The sequence below is a fragment of the Alkalibacterium sp. s-m-28 genome, assembly GCF_054658175.1.
Genome location: NZ_BAAGIQ010000001.1, coordinates 97,786 through 116,393, shown reverse-complemented (window position 1 = coordinate 116,393; position 18,608 = coordinate 97,786). Strand labels below are relative to the sequence as shown.

The window sequence follows — 18,608 nt, the reverse complement described above, 5'->3', positions numbered from 1 at the left end:
ACTTGATGTCCTCGAGTTTTAAATTAAACTGACGATAGACGTATCGTAGCTTTAAGTAGTATGGTGCGACAGTATAGAGTTCCTTTTGCTCCTCACTCAACTGGTTTAACGCCTGAATATAATAAGGACAAGTGTCGTTTTTACACTTGTAGATGTCGAATTCAGACCGTTGTTTAATCTTCTCAAGACACTTCTCACAGTGAGGACATTTGAGAATGACATCTTTAGAGTAACGATTCTTCGAATTAAATAAAGCAGAACAGACTTTGCACTGATATTGTCCGTGCACACCATTATTCTTATAGAGATAGTCATGGGGCGCATGACACTTAGCGCAACGTACATGTTCAGGAACTTCAGAAGATGACTTGTGGCGACGAACAGGTTTGATCGGTTTACCTGCTTCCACGGCCTGTTTTAGAAGGTATTTATAGTCCGCCCGTTCAATCTTTACAACTTTCGGTGGGTCATCAAGGGTCAATTTGTTGTAATCAAGCTTTGTGATATCGGTCCCTTTAGGTGGTCGATCACCCGCATCTTCAAGCCAAGTAATATAATCGTTTAAAAGTTGAATTAAACTGTTTTGCCACTTGATTTTATTAACTAAATACATGATAATCTGAAGTAGATTAGGCATCTCTTTTCACTCCTTAAGTGATGAATGTTTGTTTTAGTGAACTTCATTTTATCAGATTAAGGGGGGGAAGAGGTGCCTTTTTGTATTTTAATTGATAGAGCAACGATAGTTGCATTAAAACAACACGAAAAAACAAAAAAATTGGTAATTACTATTATAGATAAGGTAGGGGAAAAATGAATAAACAAAAAATTGCTATATTAACCGACTCGGGTTCAGATGTACCTGAACAGATTCGTACGACATATGATATCAAGGTCATTCCTTTGAAGATCATTTTTGAAGACGGCGAATATGTTGATAAAGTAAACATTACCGCTGAAGAAGTTTATGACCGAATGAGTGAAGAAATACCAAAGACTTCTCTTCCTGATGGAGAAATCATCAAAGGAATGTTTGATGAAATCAAGGCAGAAGGATATGAAAAAGTACTTGCCGTGACGATTTCAAGTGGACTGAGTGGAACGAACAACATGGTCCGCATTGTGGCTGAGCAGTACGAAGGGCTGGATATATTTGTTTTTGATACTAAAAATATCGGTATTGGTGCAGGTTTTTCTGTTGTGGAAGCAGCACTTCAGGCAGCAAAAGATATAGAATGGGATACAATCAAGGCTAATCTCCAGAAGGGCATTGAAAAAGCGAAAGTTTTCTTTCATGTGCCTACACTTGAGTACCTTCAGAAAGGCGGACGAATCGGTCTGGTTCAATCAGTTCTCGGAAGCATGATGAACCTCAAACCGATCATTACGTGTAATGAAGATGGGATCTATCACACTGTAGCTAAAGTTAGAGGTAAAGCGAAGTCTGTGAACAAAACTATTCAGTTAGTTGAAGAGTTTGCTTCTACAGCTAAAAAGTACAATCTGGCAGTTGCTTACGGTGGGAGAACTGCTCTAAAAGAAGCTGAAGCAATCAGACAGGAGCTGAAGGCCAAGCTTCCTGATTATGAACAGTTCTTCTTTGATCAAGTCAGTCCAGCACTGGGTGTCCACACTGGACCAGGTCTGATTGGTATTGGCGTTCAGATCTTAGACTAATAGAAATATTATGAAACAGACGCAGTAAAGACTTCCTTTATTGTGTCTGTTTTTTTCTGTTATAATGTAGGAACGTGAATCAGACTAGGAGTGAATCGAGTGCTAGCAGAAACAATATGGCGAAATAATACAATCGGTGACGATCAGGCAATTTCAGATCTCGCTGCTGAAATGAACCAGTCAAAAACTTTCATACGCTTATGTATGGCTAGAGGACTGACGACTAAAGAAGACATCAGTCACTTTATGACGCCGACAGCGGAATGGTTTCATGATCCTTTTGAACTGAAGGATATGGACAGAACAATTGAACGGATTCAGAAAGCCATCGAGCTCCATCAGAAAATAACAATTTATGGCGATTATGATGCGGACGGAGTTACAAGCACAACTATTTTATATGAAGCGATCGAGATGCTCGGGGGGAATGTCGACTATTTTATTCCTAATCGGTTTGTTGAAGGGTATGGCCCGAATATCAATGCATTTGAACGCTTAGTTGAACAAGGTACTGAGCTGATCGTGACTGTTGACAATGGGATCGCTGGACACGATGCGATTAATAGAGCGAATGAACTAGGGATCGATGTCATCGTAACCGATCACCACGAATGCCCGGAAAATCTTCCACAAGCTTACAGCATTGTACACCCTAAGCATCCTGAAGGCAGTTACCCGTTTAAGGAACTCGCAGGGGCCGGTGTCAGTCTGAAAGTAGCGCACGCCCTTCTTGGAGAATTGCCCGAAGAAATGATCGAACTGGCTATGATCGGAACGATAGCAGATGTAGTGTCTCTAACTGATGAAAACAGGGCGCTCGCTTACTTCGGCTTGAAGTTGATCAGACAGACCCAGAGAGTTGGGCTTCAGAGTCTATTAAAACAAGCTGAAATCTCCAGGGAAGACATTGATGAAGAAACGATCGGCTTCAGGCTTGCTCCTCCTGTCAACGCCGTAGGACGTTTAGGGGATGCCACGATGGTTGTCGACCTTCTCACTACATATGATGAGAAAAAAGCAGAGGACCTAAGTAGAAAAGTGATGGAGAAAAATAGTGAAAGAAAAAATATAGTCAGTCAAATTACCGGCGAAGCATTATCTAGAGTTGATGCACAGCAAAATGATCAAGTTATTGTATTAAAAGACGAGAATTGGCATCAAGGGGTGCTGGGTATCGTGGCCAGTAAAGTGACTGAAAAGACTGGAAAACCAGCTCTCATATTTTCTGTTGACCAGGACACTGGGATAATGAAAGGCTCAGGTAGAAGCGTGTCCGGTTTCAATCTGTTCGACTGTATGCAGCAGACCAGTCATCTCCTGAGAAATTTTGGTGGACACGAAATGGCCTGTGGTGTCAGCCTTGAGTTGACCAATCTGGAAACCTTCTACGACGCACTCCAGAAAAGTGCGAAGAATCTAGCGGGAGATAGGGCACTGAAGACTGAACTGACAATTGATGTTACGGCAGAATGGGAAGATCTGTCCATCGACCTGATTACGGAACTTGATCAGCTCAGACCATTTGGCCAAGATAACAGAAAACCTCTATTTAATATTTCTTCTGTCGTCCCAGAAGGGGCTCGCTTGATAGGGGCGAATCAGGATCACTTAAAATCGCTCGTTACTAAAAATGATACTAAAATGGATATGATCGCATTTGGCGCTTCAGACTGGTTTGAAGTGTTCAAATCCCAGCCGGAAATAGATATTGCTGGATATGTGTCGATCAATGAATGGAATGGAAACAGAAAGGTTCAGATCCAGGCTGTCGACTTCAAATCCAGAGAAAAAATAGCCATCGACAGACGCCAGTCAACTTTAAAGTCGGAAGTGTTCCTCGATTCTGAAGGCCATTATGTATTCTTTCAGAAAGCAGTATATAATAAGTGGCAGGAACAGATTCATCCAGAAGCTACCTGTCAGTTGGTGGACATGAGCACTGAGTTATATTCGGTCAGCAAAACGACTAAAATAATTGTTGTTGATACTCCAGACCAACTCGAACTTTTCCGGACTGTGTACAGGAATTATGTGAAGCAGTCTTTCTACTTGTATCTTTATTCTCCAAATGAGTACTATTTTAAAGGCATGCCGAAACATTCAACGTTCTCATCTTTGTATAAATGGCTGCGAACAAAGGAAACAGTCGATCTGTCAAAAGACACCAGGGAACTGGTGACTAAGCTCAACATCGATAAAGAAGTCGCTAAATTCATGTTAATGGTGTTTTTAGAGAACGAATTTGTTACAATAGAGGATGGAAAGGTGAGAGTCGTTGCCGATCCGGACCCGAAAAAACTGGAAGACACCAAGACGTATAAAAGACGGCTGGAACAGATTGCTGTTGAAGAAAAATTGGTTTACAGCTCTTTTAACGAATTGATGACTGCCATAAATGACACAAACTAAGTATGTGTAAACATAACGGAGGATTATAAATGGATTTTAAACAATATATTGCTGATGTACCTGACTTTCCTGAAGGGGGGATTGTGTTTAGAGATATTTCTCCACTGATGGCCGATGGTGAAGCTTACAGAGAAGCAACCAGACAGATCGTTGAATACGCTAAAGGAAAAGGGGTCGAAATGATCGTCGGTCCTGAGGCCAGAGGGTTCATCGTCGGCTGTCCTGTTGCCAATGAACTGGGAATTGGATTTGCACCCTGCCGTAAAAAAGGAAAGTTGCCTAGAGAAACTGTCGAAGTGAGTTACGGACTTGAATACGGCAATGATATCCTTCAGCTCCATAAAGATGCGATCAAACCAGGTCAAAAAGTGCTGATCACAGACGACCTGCTTGCTACTGGAGGGACCATAGCTGCAACGATCGAACTTGTAGAAAAGCTGGGTGGAGAAGTTGTCGGTGCGGCATTCTTTATTGAACTTGCTGATTTAAAAGGTCGCGATAAAATTGAAGGCTATGACATTTTTAAATTAATGACTTACTAAATACTGAAAACCCCCTCTCGAGTGAGAAGGGGTTTTTTATTAGAATATATGGCTTCTATATAAAGAAATAACTTTTCCGAGAATTTTTACATCATTAAGGATGATAGGGTCAAGTGCATCATTTTCGGGCTGAAGTCTGATATGATTCTTTTCTTTGTAGAATCGTTTACAGGTTGCTTCATCATCTTCAGTCATGGCAATGACAATATCTCCATTACTTGCACTTTCCTGTTTTCTAACGATAACCTGATCGCCGTCTAGAATACCAACATTCATCATACTATCTCCACGGATAGTCAGCATGAACAGATTGCCTCTGTCTAGCTCCAGGTCATTTGGAATCGGGAAATAATCTGTAGCTTCCTCAATAGCAAGGATAGGTTCGCCGGCAGTGACTACTCCTAGTAGAGGTATTTTGTCCTCTTCATCTATTCCCAGTTTATCCAATCCGGCTTTAGTGAACTCGATCGCTCTTGGTTTCGAGGGGTCTCTTAGGATGAATCCATTTTTTTCAAGACGTGCTAAATGTCCGTGAACTGTTGACGTTGAAGAGAGAGCTGTCGCCATCCCGATTTCTCTCACAGTGGGAGGATACCCTTTCTTCTTCACCTGGTTATATATATATTGTAGAATTTCAATTTGTCTTTCACCTTTACGGCCTCTAGTGGTCATTACTCACCCTCACTTTCGGAATAATTTATATGAACAACTGTTCTATTGTTATCAGTATAGCATAGGGCAGACGCTAATTCAAACGGATGTTCGAATAAAGGAAGCAGGTTTCGATCGAATCTTATCTACCACTTTTTAATCATGAATGTTATGATATAAGGTGTAGGACTTGCAAGAAAAGAGAACTGAGGAGGATTCTATGTTAGAAAAGAAAAAACTTGACAGAATAAATGAACTCGTACGAAAAGAAAGAAGCGACGGTCTGTCTCAGGAAGAAAAAGATGAACAGAAAGGGTTGAGAGAAGAGTATATTCAAGCTTTCAGGTCCGGCATGAAGAATCAGATCGAAGGGATGAAAGTTGTGGATCCTGATGGAAATGATGTCACACCAGATAAAGTGAAAGAGATTCAGAAAGAAAAAGGCCTGCATGGCCGGGATGAGTAAAGAGCCTTATTGGTAATAACTGCAGAATAGATTGAAATAAAGCGCTAAAAATAGTACAATAACAGAGTAAGTTTAAATTTTAAACAAACGAAAGGGTTGAAGTTCATTGTTCGATAAAACAGATCAAATGGCTGTCGATACGATTCGTACATTAAGTATTGATGGAGTACAGGCAGCCAATTCAGGTCATCCTGGGTTACCTATGGGAGCAGCTCCTATGGCATATACATTATGGACCCGTCACCTGAATGTTAATCCGAAAAATTCGAGATGGTTCAATAGAGACCGTTTTGTCCTTTCAGCAGGACACGGCTCTATGCTATTATACAGCCTTCTTCATCTGTCAGGTTATAACGTGTCTATTGATGACCTTAAAAACTTTCGTCAATTGGGAGGGAATACACCAGGACACCCTGAAGTGCATATCACAGATGGTGTCGAGGCAACTACTGGTCCTCTAGGTCAAGGCGTAGCTAATGCAGTAGGAATGGCAATGGCAGAAGCACACCTGTCTGCTACCTATAATAAAGGTGACTATAACATCGTTGACCACTATACTTATGCACTGTGTGGAGACGGAGACCTTCAGGAAGGTGTTTCTCAGGAAGCTGCTTCTCTGGCTGGTCACTTGAAATTAGGCAAACTGATTATGCTTTACGATTCCAACGATATCCAGCTTGATGGACCGACTTCAAAAGCGTTCACTGAAAATGTCGGTATGCGTTTTGAGGCTTACGGATGGGAACATATCCTGGTTGAAGATGGAAACGATTTAGAGGCCATCGATGCTGCAATAACTAAAGCGAAAGAATCCACCGATAAACCAACACTTATCGAAATCAAAACAGTCATCGGATTCGGAGCAACAAATGCCGGTACGCACAATGTTCACGGTGCACCACTTGGACCTGAAGGGGTAAAAGCTGCTAAGAAAGCATACGGCTGGGAAGGCGAAGACTTCTACGTACCTGAAGAAGTCACTAAGCGATTCAAAGAGCACATGATCGATAAAGGTCAGGAGCTAGAAGATAAGTGGAACAGTCTACTTGATGAATACCGCAGTGCTAATGGTGAACTTGCGAATCAGTTCGACCAGGCTTTATCTGGAGAGCTTCCAGAAGGATGGGATGCTGAACTGCCTTCATTTTCTGAAGAAGATGGAGCAGATGCAACACGTAACTACAGTGGAAAAGTGCTGAATGCTATTGCTGAAGCTGTCCCTAACTTCTGGGGTGGATCTGCCGACTTGTCAGGATCGAACAAGACTATGATCAGTGGTGTTAAAGACTTCCAGGCTGGTCAGTATGACGGACGCAACATCTGGTACGGCGTAAGAGAATTTGCTATGGCAGCTGCTCTAAACGGCATCCTGCTTCATGGGGGAACGAAATCTTACGTTGCTACATTTTTCGTCTTTACAGATTATCTGAGACCAGCGGTACGTCTGGCTGCACTATCTGAAATTCCGGCTATCTATGTCATGACACATGACTCAATTGCCGTAGGTGAAGACGGACCGACTCACGAACCTGTAGAACAGCTATCCAGCTTCAGAGGAATGCACAATCTGACTGTTCTTCGTCCGGCTGACGGTAACGAAGTAGCTGCAGCTTGGGAAATTGCTGTGACATCAACTAACCGTCCAACTATGCTTGTGCTGACTCGTCAAAATCTTCCTGTTCTTCCTGGAACTAAGGAAACAGCGAGACAAAATGTCAAGAAAGGTGCTTATGTCCTTTCTCCGTCTGAAAGCGACACACCTGATGGTATCCTGATTGCTACTGGATCTGAAGTAACATTAGCTGTTGAAGCGCAGAAAGAGCTGAAAGCACAAGGGCACGATGTATCAGTAGTCTCCATGCCAAGTTTCGATCTGTTCGAACTTCAGTCTGATGAGTACAAGGAATCTGTTCTTCCAGCTGCTGTAAAAAACAGAGTAGCTATCGAAATGGGATCTCCATTCGGCTGGCACCGCTATGCTGGACCTGAAGGTAGGATTCTTGCGATCGACAAATTCGGAGCAAGTGGTAATGGTGAAGCTGTTGTTGAAGCTTACGGATTTACTTCTGAAAATGTTGTCAACACGTATCTTTCAATGAAATAATGTAACTGAAAAGTCTGAAAGCCACCTGTATTCCTGCTGGAGCACAGGTGGCTTTCAGCATGTTGTGAATAAAAACCGGAAGACGGGCTGGCCAGTACTTCCCTCTCTAAGTCAATTGATGGTATAAAATAGCTTTTTAACATATAAAGGTTTATTTCTCCACATTTATTGTGTAAAATAGTTCAGTGAGCAGATATGTCTATGTCTGCTGTATGGTTACAGTATCGATTTTTGAAAGGAGTGAACAAGATGAGCACAGGCCTTGCTATTGTACTAATTATTTTAGCTCTGATCGCCGGACTGGTCGGAGGATTCTTTATTTCCAGAAAATATATGATGGACTATTTTGAAAAAAATCCGCCAATCGACGAAAACATGCTGCGTATGATGATGCTTCAAATGGGACAGAAACCTTCTGAACGTAAGATCAATCAGATGATGAGTCAAATGAAATCTCAGCAGAAGAGCGCAAAGAATAAAAAGAAAAAATAAGTAAGGGACGGACAGAATAAAACGCTGTCCGTTAACATTTGACACAATATGACAATATGTCATATTGCTTTCACAATCGACTAAGCTAATGGGAGACGACGATATGGGGATATTTAAACGACTGAGCTGGTTTTTCAAACAGGAGAAAAAATCCTATCTGGTAGGAATAGGTGCACTGATCATCGTAGCGCTGCTCCAGCTGATTCCACCGAGAATTATAGGCATTGTAGTCGATGAAATAGATATGGGTATAATCACACAGGAATCGCTGCTTACGTGGCTGCTGATTCTGTCTTCCACTGCAATCGGTCAGTATGCTCTAAGGTATTTATGGCGGGTGCGTATCTGGGGAAACGCTGCTAAACTTGAACAGATCGTGCGTAAGCAGCTGTTCAATCATTTTACAAATATGGATAATGAGTTCTTCCAGAAATACCGTACAGGTGACTTGATGGCACATGCAACAAATGACCTTCGTGGTCTTAGAATGGTTGCAGGTGGAGGGATTCTTACGATGGCTGATGCAATCAGTGTCGGTCTGACCACTTTGCTGGCAATGATTTTTTTTGTAGACTGGCGCCTGACACTTCTGGCGATCATTCCACTGCCATTATTAGCCATGACGTCTCGTGTGCTCGGGAAAAAGCTTCACCTGCGATTCAGAGACGCTCAGGCTGCCTTTTCGCATCTGAATGATAAAGTTCAGGAGAGTATTCAGGGGATCAAGGTAATCAAGACGTTTGGACAGGAAAAAGAGGATATAGAGCAATTTTCAAAACAGACTGACAATGTCGTTGAAAAGAACAGATCAGTATACAAAATCGATTCACTTTTTGATCCGGCGATTACGTTTATCATGGGGATTTCATATTTCCTGACGATACTTGTAGGAGGCTGGCTGATTTCAGACGGAGAAATATCTGTCGGAGATTTCGTGACGTTCATCAATTATATCGGAATGCTCGTTTGGCCGATGTTTGCTATCGGACGTCTGTTCAACATTATTGAAAGAGGATCTGCCAGTTATGACCGGATCGAAAATCTGCTTAGAGAAGAGACATCAATAGTGGAACGTCAAGGGGCGATAGACAAACCGGTTTCAGGAGAGTTGTCTTTTGAACTTGATTCCTTTTCCTACCCTGATGAGGAAGGGACCACCCTTAAAAACATCCACTTCACGCTTGAAGCTGGCGGGACATTAGGTGTCGTTGGTAAAACGGGAGCAGGTAAAACAACGATTCTTAAGTTGCTTCTCAGAGAATATGATGGGTATAAAGGCAGGATCAGGTACGGGGGATATGACATACGTGATTATACCCTCGATGCGTTATTGAAACATATAGGCTATGTGCCTCAGGATAACTATCTGTTTTCAGATACGATAAGAGAAAATATCCGCTTTGCAGATCCGACCTTGTCTCAGGAAGCTGTCGAAGCGGCAGCTAAACTTGCCGATATTCATGATGATATTCTTGCGATGCCGAATGGATATGACACGGAAGTAGGCGAGCGGGGCGTGTCACTTTCCGGGGGGCAGAAACAGCGAATTTCAATTGCCCGGGCTATCCTCATCAATCCGGAACTGATGATTCTTGATGATTCACTATCGGCTGTCGATGCGAAGACTGAGGAAAGTATCCTGTCAGGGCTGAAAGAACTGCGCAGAGGACAGACGACGATCATTGCGGCTCACCGTATCAGCTCAGTCATGCACGCTGAAGAGATCATCGTTGTCGAAGACGGTGAAATTGTCGAGCGCGGGACGCACAATTCGTTGCTTGCACAGGATGGATGGTATAAGGATATGTATGAACAGCAGCAGCTGGTAAGGGAACTGGAAGGGGGAGAGGGCTAATGGAACAGCAGGAACTACAGAAAAGACGAACGATTCCGTTTAACGAACAGATGAGTATACTGAGACGCATCCTTACATTTGCCTCACCTTACAGAAATCAGTTTATACTGGCTATATTTTTCAGTGTAGCTCTTGCAGTAACTAATGCGGCACTCCCCCGAATCATTCAGGTTTTCATTGATAACCACCTGACAGTCGGTGGCGTGACGATTCAGACGATTCTCTTCTTCGCATCTCTTCACTTTGGTGTGACGATCGTTAGAATGACTGTCTGGTATTTCGAATTGTATATCTTTAATATGGCTTCAGAAAAAACAGTACAGAACATAAGAAATCAGCTGTTCACCAAACTTCATAATCTAGGCATGCGATTCTTCGATCAGACCTCTACTGGCTGGATCATTACGCGAGCTACAAATGATACTGAAGCAATGAAGGACTTCTGGCACGTATTTCTGACGATCATACAAGGGGTGTTTGGGGTCATCATCTCCCTTGGGGCAATGTTCCTGCTGGATGTAACTGTGACACTGTGGATCCTTATCTTTGCACCGGTCCTGCTACTGGTCATCAGATTCTATCAGGTCTATAGCTCACGCACTTACCATGAAATGAAATCCAAGCTGAGCCTGCTGAACACAAAACTTGCAGAAACCATTAACGGGATGTCAGTGATTCAGCAGTTCAGACAGGAAAAACGGCTTCAGAAGGAATTTGAAGAGACAAACCAGTCCTACTTCAATTCTCGTTTCTCCATGGTCAGAATCAACGCCTTGCTTCTGAGCCCGGTCATTAACATGCTGTATACTCTTGCTGTTGTTCTGATCCTGGCACTGTTCGGGTTCGACGCGTTGACCAGCCCGATTGAAGTAGGAATCATTTTTGCCTTCACATCATATGCAAATGATTTCTTCAGACCATTGACCCGGCTGATGGATAGTCTGAGTCTGTTCCAAGACGGAGTTGTTTCAAGCAGCCGCATCCTTACAGTTATGGATAACGAAGAGTATGTGCCGGAGCAGGACGACGATCCTGAAGCGCAGATCACTGACGGCAAGATAGAGTTCAAAAATGTAAGCTTCTCATATGACGACGAGAATTACGTTCTGAAAGACGTTTCGTTCACTGTAAATCCAGGAGAGACTATTGCGCTTGTCGGTCATACAGGGAGCGGAAAGTCTTCGATCATAAACGTGCTGATGCGTTTCTATGATTTCCAGAAAGGGGACGTGCTGATCGATGAGCAGTCCATCAGATCCTTCCCTATGCGGGAGCTGCGTCAGCGTATAGGTCTGGTCCTGCAGGATTCCTTCCTTTTCTACGGAACAATCAAGGACAACATCCGTTTGATGAACGAGGCTATTACAGATAGAGAGATAATTGAAGCGGCACGATTTGTTCAAGCCGATCAGTTTATCGAAGAACTTCCAGGTCAATATGATGCGCGGGTTGTTGAGAGAGGGGCCAGCTTCTCCAGTGGTCAGAAACAGCTGATCTCATTTGCCAGAACGATTGTAAGGGACCCTAAAATCCTAATCCTCGATGAAGCAACAGCAAATATCGATACAGAGACGGAGTCGCTCATTCAGGAAGGTCTGGAACGCATGCGTCAGGGACGAACGACTGTGGCGATCGCTCACCGACTGTCTACGATCAGAGATGCTGATCAGATCTTGGTACTAGATAATGGACATATTATAGAACGCGGGACCCATGACGAGCTGATTGAACGTGGCGGTTCATACAGAGATATGTACGAATTGCAGAACATCGGTCTGCAGTGATAGAAATATACTAGCAAATAAAAAAAGCCTTATCCACATCAGCCGGTAAACTGGTTGATCTCTGGATAAGGCTTTTTTCTTATTTATGGTCTTCAGAATCTAGAGAGACGAACGCATCCTGTATTTTTTCGGAATAATAAGCAGTGACGTCCTTGATGCCTTCTATTTTACGTTCAACCATGAACGGTTCTCCGAAGCGTACGGTTGCTTTCTGACGTTTCAGCAGGTCTTTGAATGTATACGGGCCGTGATAGACAACAGGTACAATCGGTTTTTTACTCATTTTTGCTATCGTAACAGCGCCACCTTTAAGTTCAGTGGAATGTCGTGTTCCTGTGGGGAAGATCACCAGGCCAAGATCGGTTTCCTTCAAAATCTTGACTGGGGTCTTGATGGCACTTGGGCCAGGATTTTTACGGTCAACAGGGAAAGCGTTCATTTTTGTAATCAGCCACTTAAAGAGTGGGTTCTTGAAAAGTTCTTTTTTTGCCATGAAACTGAATTGCTTGGGCGAGGCGGCAAGTACTAAATATACCGGATCGATCCATGAGCGATGAGGTGCTATAAGAATATAGTTATCGTCTTTAGGCAGGTTTTCCTTGCCCTGGACTTTATATCGTCCGTTTAAAGTCAGTATAAGCAACCTTACAATTAATCTTACAAATGAAAAAAACACTAGAGTCCACTTCCTTTTTAGGTTCTCAGTATAGTATGCGATAGAACTGGAAAATGTGCAAGAAAAAAATTAACTGAGAGTTGCATTTTAAGAGTATATGTAGTATACTTATAAGCGGTGCAAAAAGCACCAAATTTCACACCTGAGTGGATGGATTGAATGGTGCTCTATTGCCATGGAGTGTTCAAACAGATGAAGCTCGGGGAGGAAAAATATAAAACCAAATGGAGGAATGACAAATGGCAGTTGTATCAATGAAACAATTATTAGAATCAGGTGTTCATTTCGGTCACCAGACTAGACGCTGGAACCCTAAGATGAAACCATATATCTTTACAGAAAGAAACGGCATCTACATCATCGACTTGCAGAAGACTGTTAAGCTGATCGATCAAGCTTACAACTATGTCCGTGATATTGCAGAAGATGGCGGAACAGTTCTTTTTGTAGGAACTAAAAAACAAGCACAAGATGCGATCAAAGAAGAAGCTCAAAGAGCTGGCGCTTACTACATCAACCACCGTTGGTTGGGTGGGACGCTAACTAACTGGGATACAATTCAGAAGCGTATCAAGCGTCTGAAACAGATTGAAAAAATGGAAGAAGACGGAACATTCGATGTCCTTCCTAAAAAAGAAGTCGGTATCCTGATCAAAGAACGCGATCGACTTGAAAAATTCTTAGGCGGAATCAAAGATATGCCTAAGCGTCCTGACGTGTTATTCGTTGTTGACCCAAGACAAGAGCACATTGCTGTTAAAGAAGCTCAAAAACTTAATATTCCAATCGTAGCAATGGTAGATACTAACTGTGATCCAGATGAGATCGACGTTATCATCCCTTCAAACGACGATGCTATCCGTGCAGTAAAATTACTGACTAAAACAATGGCTGATGCTGTTATCGAAGGAAATCAGGGAGAAGAAGGCTTTGAAGAAGAAGCAAAATCTGATTCTCTAGATGAAATCGTTGAAGTCGTCGAAGGCGATAACGAGTAATCATCGCTTTTACCGGATCGATATACGACTAAGGAGGAATTTTTGTGGCAAACATTAAAGCAGCTCAAGTAAAAGAGTTACGTGATAAAACAGGCGTTGGAATGATGGATGCGAAAAAAGCATTAGTGGAAACTGATGGAGATTTAGACGCAGCTGTCGATTACCTGAGAGAAAAAGGTGTATCTAAAGCAGCTAAGAAAGCAGACCGTATTGCGGCTGAAGGACTGGCTAACGTTCACATCGAGGGTAACGTTGCGGCTATCGCAGAAATCAACTCAGAAACAGACTTCGTTTCTAAAAACGATAAATTCCAGAACCTTGTTAAAGGTATTACTAAAACTGTAGCAGCAAACAAACCTGCAACTATAGAAGAAGCACTTGCTTTGGATATGGGTGGAGACTCAATTCAGGATACAATTACTGAAGCGACTCAGACTATCGGTGAGAAGATCACTCTACGTCGTTTTGCTGTTGTAGAAAAAACTGACAATGATGTATTCGGCGACTACGAGCACATGGGTGGACGCATTACTGTTCTTTCTATTATTGAAGGAACCGATGATGTAGAAGTCGCTCGTAACGTATCTATGCACATTGCGGCAATCAATCCTAAATTCATCACTCGTGAAGAAATCTCTCAGGAAGAAAGAGATCACGAACTGAACGTGTTGACTGAACAAGCTAAAAATGAAGGAAAACCTGCAAATATCGTTGAAAAAATGGTACAGGGACGTCTCAACAAATGGCTAGCAGAAGTAAGTCTTGTTGATCAGCCATATGTTAAAGATCCAGACAAAACTGTTGGTGAGTACTTGAGCGAAAAAGGTGCATCTATCAAATCATTCATCCGTTACGAAGTGGGAGAAGGAATTGAGAAACGTACTGAAGACTTCGCTGCAGAAGTTCAAAGCCAATTAGGCAATAAATAAGTTTGTAGATATGGAGCAGGGGTATTTGATCCCTGCTCTTTTTTTGCAAGCTATCTCTATTACTAAATACATAAGGATTCTGACAGAACGGAGGCCATATGATTTCACATAAAGATCAGCTTAATACTCAATACGACGTAATTATCGTTGGTGCAGGTGCAGCCGGTTTATCAGCGGCGATTCAGGCAGATGATACAGGTGCCTGCCCTGTTATTTTTGAGAGCATGCCGGGTGTGAAAGGGAACAGCATTAAAGCATCTGCGGGAATGAACGCTTCACAGACAAAATTTCAGCAGGCCCAGGGGATTGAGGACAGTCATTCACTTTTTTATGAAGAGACACTGGCTGGCGGAAACCGGACAAACGATGTAGAGCTGTTGTCCTATTTTGTTGAAGAATCGCCGAAAGCAGTTGACTGGCTTGACTCAATGGACATTACTTTGTCCAGTCTCACAACTACAGGCGGAATGTCTGTTAAACGAACACATAGACCATCTGATGGATCTGCTATCGGAGGATACTTGATGAAAGGTCTGATGCGTATAGTCGAAGAACGAGGGATCCCTCTGTTTACTTCTGCAGAAGTCATTCGTCTGTCGACATCAGAAGATTCGAATCTGATCAACGGCGTTTATGTAGCTATAGACCGGCAAGGTGAAAACTTAGTCAGGGCCAGGGCTGTTGTCATAGCAACTGGTGGTTTTGGCAGTAATTATAAAAAAATAGAAGAAGTGGCTCCTGACCTTGTTAAGCTTATCACTACAAATCATGAAGGAAGTCAAGGAAGTGGGATCGACATGGTCAAGGCGGTCGGAGGAAGTATCAGAGATCTTGATCAGATTCAGATCCATCCCACCGTCCATCAGAGAAGTCGATTTTTATTGACAGAGGCAATAAGAGGCGAAGGAGCCATACTCATTTCTTTGTCAGGGAAACGGTTTGTCAACGAAATGGACCGTCGAGATGTGGTATCACACGCTATTATAAACTGTCCAGAACAGAAAGCGTTCCTGATTTTCGATGAACAGCTAAAAGAAAGAGTGCCCGCGGTCGGGTTCTACGAGTCAAAAGATATGGTGTTAAAAGCAGAGACGTTGTACGGACTGGCTGATCAGATCGGTGTACCAAAAGAAGTATTAGCAGCAACGATTACAGAATGGAATCAGGCCGTCGCCTATGGAACAGATGACCTGTTCGAACGGACTACTGCCATGGAACATCCCATTCAGACAGGTTCGTTTTATGCCATAGAAGTGGCTCCAGGAATTCACCATACCATGGGTGGTGTCAGAATCAATACAAGGTCTGAAGTGATTGATGAAGATGGCAGAAAGATCAGTGGCTTGTATGCAGCCGGAGAAACGTGCGGGGGACTGCATGGAGAAAACAGGATAGGTGGCAATGCAATTGCTGAAACCATCGTGTTCGGAAGGCAGGCTGGAAAGCAGGCGGCAGAGTACGTACAAAAAAGTGCAGGGGATTATGGTTTTTAATTTAACAAAATAGAACGCTAATTATTTTAAAACGTCGCATAGCTGCACGGAATAACTGTCAATTTTTAATGACCTTGCACTTGTTATGTGGTAGAATAAAAATGTATGAATTATGGAGGGAACGATTATATGGATGAACCGAAGTACAAGCGAATCGTACTGAAATTAAGTGGAGAAGCTCTTGCTGGAGATGCTGGATTCGGCATAGAGCCGCCAACTATACATGAAATCTGTCAGGAAATTAAAGATGTACATGAACTTGGCGTCGAAATCGCCATCGTAGTAGGCGGCGGGAATATCTGGCGTGGTCATGTTGGAGCTGAAATGGGTATGGAGCGCTCACAGGCAGATTATATGGGGATGATTGCTACGATCATGAATGCTCTGGCCCTACAGGATTCACTTGAAAATGCCGGTGTACCGACTCGTGTTCAGACGTCTATTGAAATGCGTCAGGTTGCTGAACCATATATTCGCAGAAAAGCTATGCGTCACCTTGAAAAAGGCCGTGTCGTCATTTTCGCCGGAGGTACTGGCAGCCCGTACTTCTCAACAGATACAACTGCAGCGCTTCGAGCCGCAGAAATGCAGGCTGATGTCATTATGATGGCCAAGAACAATGTCGACGGGGTTTATTCGGCTGATCCGAATATTGATGCCAATGCCGTTAAGTTCGAAGAACTGACTTATCTGGATATCATAAATAAATCACTTCAGGTAATGGATACCACAGCGTCCTCTTTAAGTATGGACAACGATATTCCATTAGTCGTATTTAATCTGAATAAAAAAGGTAACATTAAACGTGTAGCCCTAGGAGACACGATTGGGACAACTGTAAGGAGGAAAAAACAGTGACTGAAGCAATCTTAAAAGACACACAGGGAAGAATGAAAAAAGCGGAGCAGGCCTATGTAAGGGAACTTGGAAGCATCCGTGCAGGACGTGCTAACCCGAGTCTGCTGAATCGCATCAACATCGAGTATTATGGTGTACCTACGCCTTTGAACCAGATAGCGCAGATTTCAGTACCTGAAGCACGCGTTCTTCTTATCACCCCATACGATAAAAATGCACTCGGTGACATTGAAAAAGCACTGAATCAGTCTGATATCGGAATTCCGCCGGCAAATGACGGGAACGTCATTCGACTTGTCGTACCGGCACTTACGGAAGAAAGAAGAAAAGATATAGCAAAGCAGGTAGGCAAAGAAGCTGAAAATGCGAAAATTGCTGTAAGGAACATTCGCCGTGATGCAATCGATTCATTGAAGAAAGCAGAAAAAGATGGAGAACTGACTAAAGATGACCTTCATCACTATGAAGAGGAAGTTCAAAAGCTGACAGATGACAGTGTCAAAGCTATCGACAAGCTATCTGCAGAAAAAGAAAAGGAAATTTTAGAAGGATAAAAAAAGGAGAGTAGCTGAAGCACTTTTAAGGAATGTATCACATCATCCTTAAAGAGCAGAGCTGACTCTCCTTTTGCTTTATAGTTTACTGATAATGTATTTGTTCACTAATTTAGTAACAACTGAAGTAACGACTATGCTGATAATGTACTTTCTTAAGCGTCTCATATGCAGGTCCTCCTTAATATTAAATTAACACTTTTCTGTTAGCTTACTTATAGTATAGCAAATCTCCATAAATACAGAAAACAGAACATTTTAAAATATTCATAAACACCTTCTGAATTTCTGTAGCAATTTAAATAGATTTTTACTACAATAGAAGAGATGTATATTTATTTCTAGGAGGGTATGGTGCATCAGGCACCAATAAATATGGTTGAAAATGAAGAAACAAATGCACCTGCACACGTCGCCATGATCATGGACGGAAATGGACGATGGGCAGAACGACAAGGGAAAGCGCGGAAATTTGGGCACCAGGAAGGCATGGAAGCAGTCAGACGAGTGACTATCAGAGCCAGTGAACGTGGAATCAAAGTGCTCACACTTTATGCGTTCTCAACCGAGAACTGGAAACGTCCTCCCCAGGAAGTTCATTTTCTTATGCAGCTGCCGATTCGTTTTTTTGATCGGTTCGTACCGGAACTGCAGGAAAAGAATGTGAGAGTCAACATGATCGGTTTCGAAGAAAAAGTTCCTTCCTCAACAAGAAAAGCGATTCAGAAAGCAATGGATCAGACGAAAGATAATGATGGAATGATTCTGAATTTCGCATTCAATTACGGCAGTCGTGCAGAAATTGTCAGAGCGACTCAGTCATTATGTGAACGGGTTTTAAATGGCGAAATTAGTATTAGTGAAATAAATGAGGAAGTGATCGAGCATCATCTGCTTACGCAGTCAATTGCACCTTATCAGGATGTGGACCTTCTGATCAGAAGCAGCGGAGAACAGAGGTTAAGCAATTTTCTTCTCTGGCAGAATGCGTACAGTGAATTTTATTTTTCAGATCTTCTCTGGCCTGATTTCACCGGTGATGTACTGGACGAGGCCCTTTTGAGCTATATAAACAGACAGCGGAGATACGGGGCTGTCTAAACTACTATGAAAGCTGAGG

The 18,608-nt window shown here is 42.7% G+C and carries 16 protein-coding genes and 1 pseudogene; 14 read left to right on the top strand and 3 right to left on the bottom strand.

The annotated features are described in order from the left end of the window. A pseudogene (locus ACYQ4S_RS00560) lies at window positions 1-637 on the bottom strand (hypothetical protein); the annotation flags it as partial. 176 nt (window positions 638-813) lie between these two features. Between ACYQ4S_RS00560 and ACYQ4S_RS00555 the strand changes: the two are divergent. The 3 genes from ACYQ4S_RS00555 (at window position 814) to ACYQ4S_RS00545 (ending at window position 4,628) form a co-directional block, all read left to right on the top strand. After that, window positions 814-1,677 carry a DegV family protein gene (locus ACYQ4S_RS00555; RefSeq protein WP_459768652.1) on the top strand — a complete coding sequence of 288 codons (864 nt, stop codon included), beginning with the start codon at window positions 814-816 and terminating at the stop codon, window positions 1,675-1,677. Between the two features lie 99 nt (window positions 1,678-1,776). Continuing rightward, complete coding sequence (gene recJ, locus ACYQ4S_RS00550) at window positions 1,777-4,086, top strand: single-stranded-DNA-specific exonuclease RecJ (protein ID WP_346024042.1); 2,310 nt, start codon at window positions 1,777-1,779, stop codon at window positions 4,084-4,086. Window positions 4,087-4,115: 29 nt separating this feature from the next. Further along, window positions 4,116-4,628 carry an adenine phosphoribosyltransferase gene (locus ACYQ4S_RS00545; protein WP_346024041.1) on the top strand — a complete coding sequence of 171 codons (513 nt, stop codon included), beginning with the start codon at window positions 4,116-4,118 and terminating at the stop codon, window positions 4,626-4,628. 39 nt (window positions 4,629-4,667) lie between these two features. On the opposite strand, the gene lexA is transcribed toward ACYQ4S_RS00545, so the two are convergent. After that, window positions 4,668-5,300, bottom strand: a complete 633-nt coding sequence (lexA, locus tag ACYQ4S_RS00540) for a transcriptional repressor LexA (protein ID WP_459768650.1) — start codon at window positions 5,298-5,300, stop codon at window positions 4,668-4,670. A 199-nt stretch (window positions 5,301-5,499) separates the two neighbouring features. Between lexA and ACYQ4S_RS00535 the strand changes: the two genes are divergently transcribed. From ACYQ4S_RS00535 to ACYQ4S_RS00515, 5 genes are all read left to right on the top strand, one after another. Then, window positions 5,500-5,745, top strand: coding sequence for a DUF896 family protein (locus ACYQ4S_RS00535; RefSeq protein WP_091264505.1), 246 nt, complete (start codon window positions 5,500-5,502; stop codon window positions 5,743-5,745). 106 nt (window positions 5,746-5,851) lie between these two features. After that, the gene (tkt, locus tag ACYQ4S_RS00530) at window positions 5,852-7,849 is read left to right on the top strand and encodes a transketolase (RefSeq protein WP_459768648.1); all 1,998 of its coding nucleotides are present in this window, start codon (window positions 5,852-5,854) and stop codon (window positions 7,847-7,849) included. A 249-nt stretch (window positions 7,850-8,098) separates the two neighbouring features. Beyond that, window positions 8,099-8,341 (top strand): YneF family protein, encoded by a 243-nt coding sequence (locus ACYQ4S_RS00525; protein WP_091264501.1) that lies wholly within the window; start codon window positions 8,099-8,101, stop codon window positions 8,339-8,341. 103 nt (window positions 8,342-8,444) lie between these two features. Then, a complete protein-coding gene (locus tag ACYQ4S_RS00520) occupies window positions 8,445-10,196 on the top strand; it encodes an ABC transporter ATP-binding protein (RefSeq protein WP_346024038.1) in 1,752 nt (583 codons plus the stop codon). Next, window positions 10,196-11,980 (top strand): ABC transporter ATP-binding protein, encoded by a 1,785-nt coding sequence (locus ACYQ4S_RS00515; RefSeq protein WP_346024037.1) that lies wholly within the window; start codon window positions 10,196-10,198, stop codon window positions 11,978-11,980. The genes ACYQ4S_RS00520 and ACYQ4S_RS00515 overlap by 1 nt, the downstream gene beginning before the upstream one ends. Window positions 11,981-12,059: 79 nt before the next feature. Here the strand turns inward: ACYQ4S_RS00515 and ACYQ4S_RS00510 are convergent, their stop codons facing one another. Continuing rightward, complete coding sequence (locus tag ACYQ4S_RS00510; RefSeq protein ID WP_346024036.1) at window positions 12,060-12,656, bottom strand: lysophospholipid acyltransferase family protein; 597 nt, start codon at window positions 12,654-12,656, stop codon at window positions 12,060-12,062. A 239-nt stretch (window positions 12,657-12,895) separates the two neighbouring features. On the opposite strand from ACYQ4S_RS00510, the gene rpsB reads away from it, so the two are divergent. The 6 genes from rpsB to ACYQ4S_RS00480 all read left to right on the top strand — a co-directional run bounded on the left by rpsB (window position 12,896) and on the right by ACYQ4S_RS00480 (window position 18,589). Next, a complete protein-coding gene (rpsB, locus tag ACYQ4S_RS00505) occupies window positions 12,896-13,654 on the top strand; it encodes a 30S ribosomal protein S2 (protein WP_459768645.1) in 759 nt (252 codons plus the stop codon). Window positions 13,655-13,698: 44 nt separating this feature from the next. Further along, window positions 13,699-14,583: a translation elongation factor Ts gene (tsf, locus tag ACYQ4S_RS00500; RefSeq protein ID WP_346024034.1), complete on the top strand. Its 885-nt coding sequence runs from the start codon at window positions 13,699-13,701 to the stop codon at window positions 14,581-14,583. A gap of 98 nt (window positions 14,584-14,681) precedes the next feature. Beyond that, window positions 14,682-16,076, top strand: coding sequence for a flavocytochrome c (locus tag ACYQ4S_RS00495; RefSeq protein ID WP_459768643.1), 1,395 nt, complete (start codon window positions 14,682-14,684; stop codon window positions 16,074-16,076). Between the two features lie 129 nt (window positions 16,077-16,205). Then, on the top strand, window positions 16,206-16,934 hold the full coding sequence (pyrH, locus tag ACYQ4S_RS00490; RefSeq protein ID WP_346024032.1) for a UMP kinase: 729 nt from the start codon (window positions 16,206-16,208) through the stop codon (window positions 16,932-16,934). Window positions 16,935-16,966: 32 nt separating this feature from the next. Next, the gene (frr, locus tag ACYQ4S_RS00485) at window positions 16,967-17,488 is read left to right on the top strand and encodes a ribosome recycling factor (protein ID WP_346024045.1); all 522 of its coding nucleotides are present in this window, start codon (window positions 16,967-16,969) and stop codon (window positions 17,486-17,488) included. A gap of 375 nt (window positions 17,489-17,863) precedes the next feature. Then, window positions 17,864-18,589, top strand: coding sequence for an isoprenyl transferase (locus ACYQ4S_RS00480; protein WP_428830584.1), 726 nt, complete (start codon window positions 17,864-17,866; stop codon window positions 18,587-18,589). Window positions 18,590-18,608: the final 19 nt, after the last annotated feature.

What these genes read in the sequence shown, in the direction of transcription:
- ACYQ4S_RS00555 (WP_459768652.1), top strand. Translation starts at nt 814, where the DNA reads ATGAATAAACAAAAAATTGCTATATTAACCGACTCGGGTTCAGATGTA.
- ACYQ4S_RS00545 (WP_346024041.1), top strand. Translation starts at nt 4,116, where the DNA reads ATGGATTTTAAACAATATATTGCTGATGTACCTGACTTTCCTGAAGGG.
- lexA (WP_459768650.1), bottom strand. Translation starts at nt 5,300, where the DNA reads ATGACCACTAGAGGCCGTAAAGGTGAAAGACAAATTGAAATTCTACAA.
- ACYQ4S_RS00535 (WP_091264505.1), top strand. Translation starts at nt 5,500, where the DNA reads ATGTTAGAAAAGAAAAAACTTGACAGAATAAATGAACTCGTACGAAAA.
- ACYQ4S_RS00525 (WP_091264501.1), top strand. Translation starts at nt 8,099, where the DNA reads ATGAGCACAGGCCTTGCTATTGTACTAATTATTTTAGCTCTGATCGCC.
- ACYQ4S_RS00520 (WP_346024038.1), top strand. Translation starts at nt 8,445, where the DNA reads ATGGGGATATTTAAACGACTGAGCTGGTTTTTCAAACAGGAGAAAAAA.
- ACYQ4S_RS00515 (WP_346024037.1), top strand. Translation starts at nt 10,196, where the DNA reads ATGGAACAGCAGGAACTACAGAAAAGACGAACGATTCCGTTTAACGAA.
- rpsB (WP_459768645.1), top strand. Translation starts at nt 12,896, where the DNA reads ATGGCAGTTGTATCAATGAAACAATTATTAGAATCAGGTGTTCATTTC.
- ACYQ4S_RS00495 (WP_459768643.1), top strand. Translation starts at nt 14,682, where the DNA reads ATGATTTCACATAAAGATCAGCTTAATACTCAATACGACGTAATTATC.
- pyrH (WP_346024032.1), top strand. Translation starts at nt 16,206, where the DNA reads ATGGATGAACCGAAGTACAAGCGAATCGTACTGAAATTAAGTGGAGAA.
- frr (WP_346024045.1), top strand. Translation starts at nt 16,967, where the DNA reads ATGAAAAAAGCGGAGCAGGCCTATGTAAGGGAACTTGGAAGCATCCGT.
- ACYQ4S_RS00480 (WP_428830584.1), top strand. Translation starts at nt 17,864, where the DNA reads ATGGTTGAAAATGAAGAAACAAATGCACCTGCACACGTCGCCATGATC.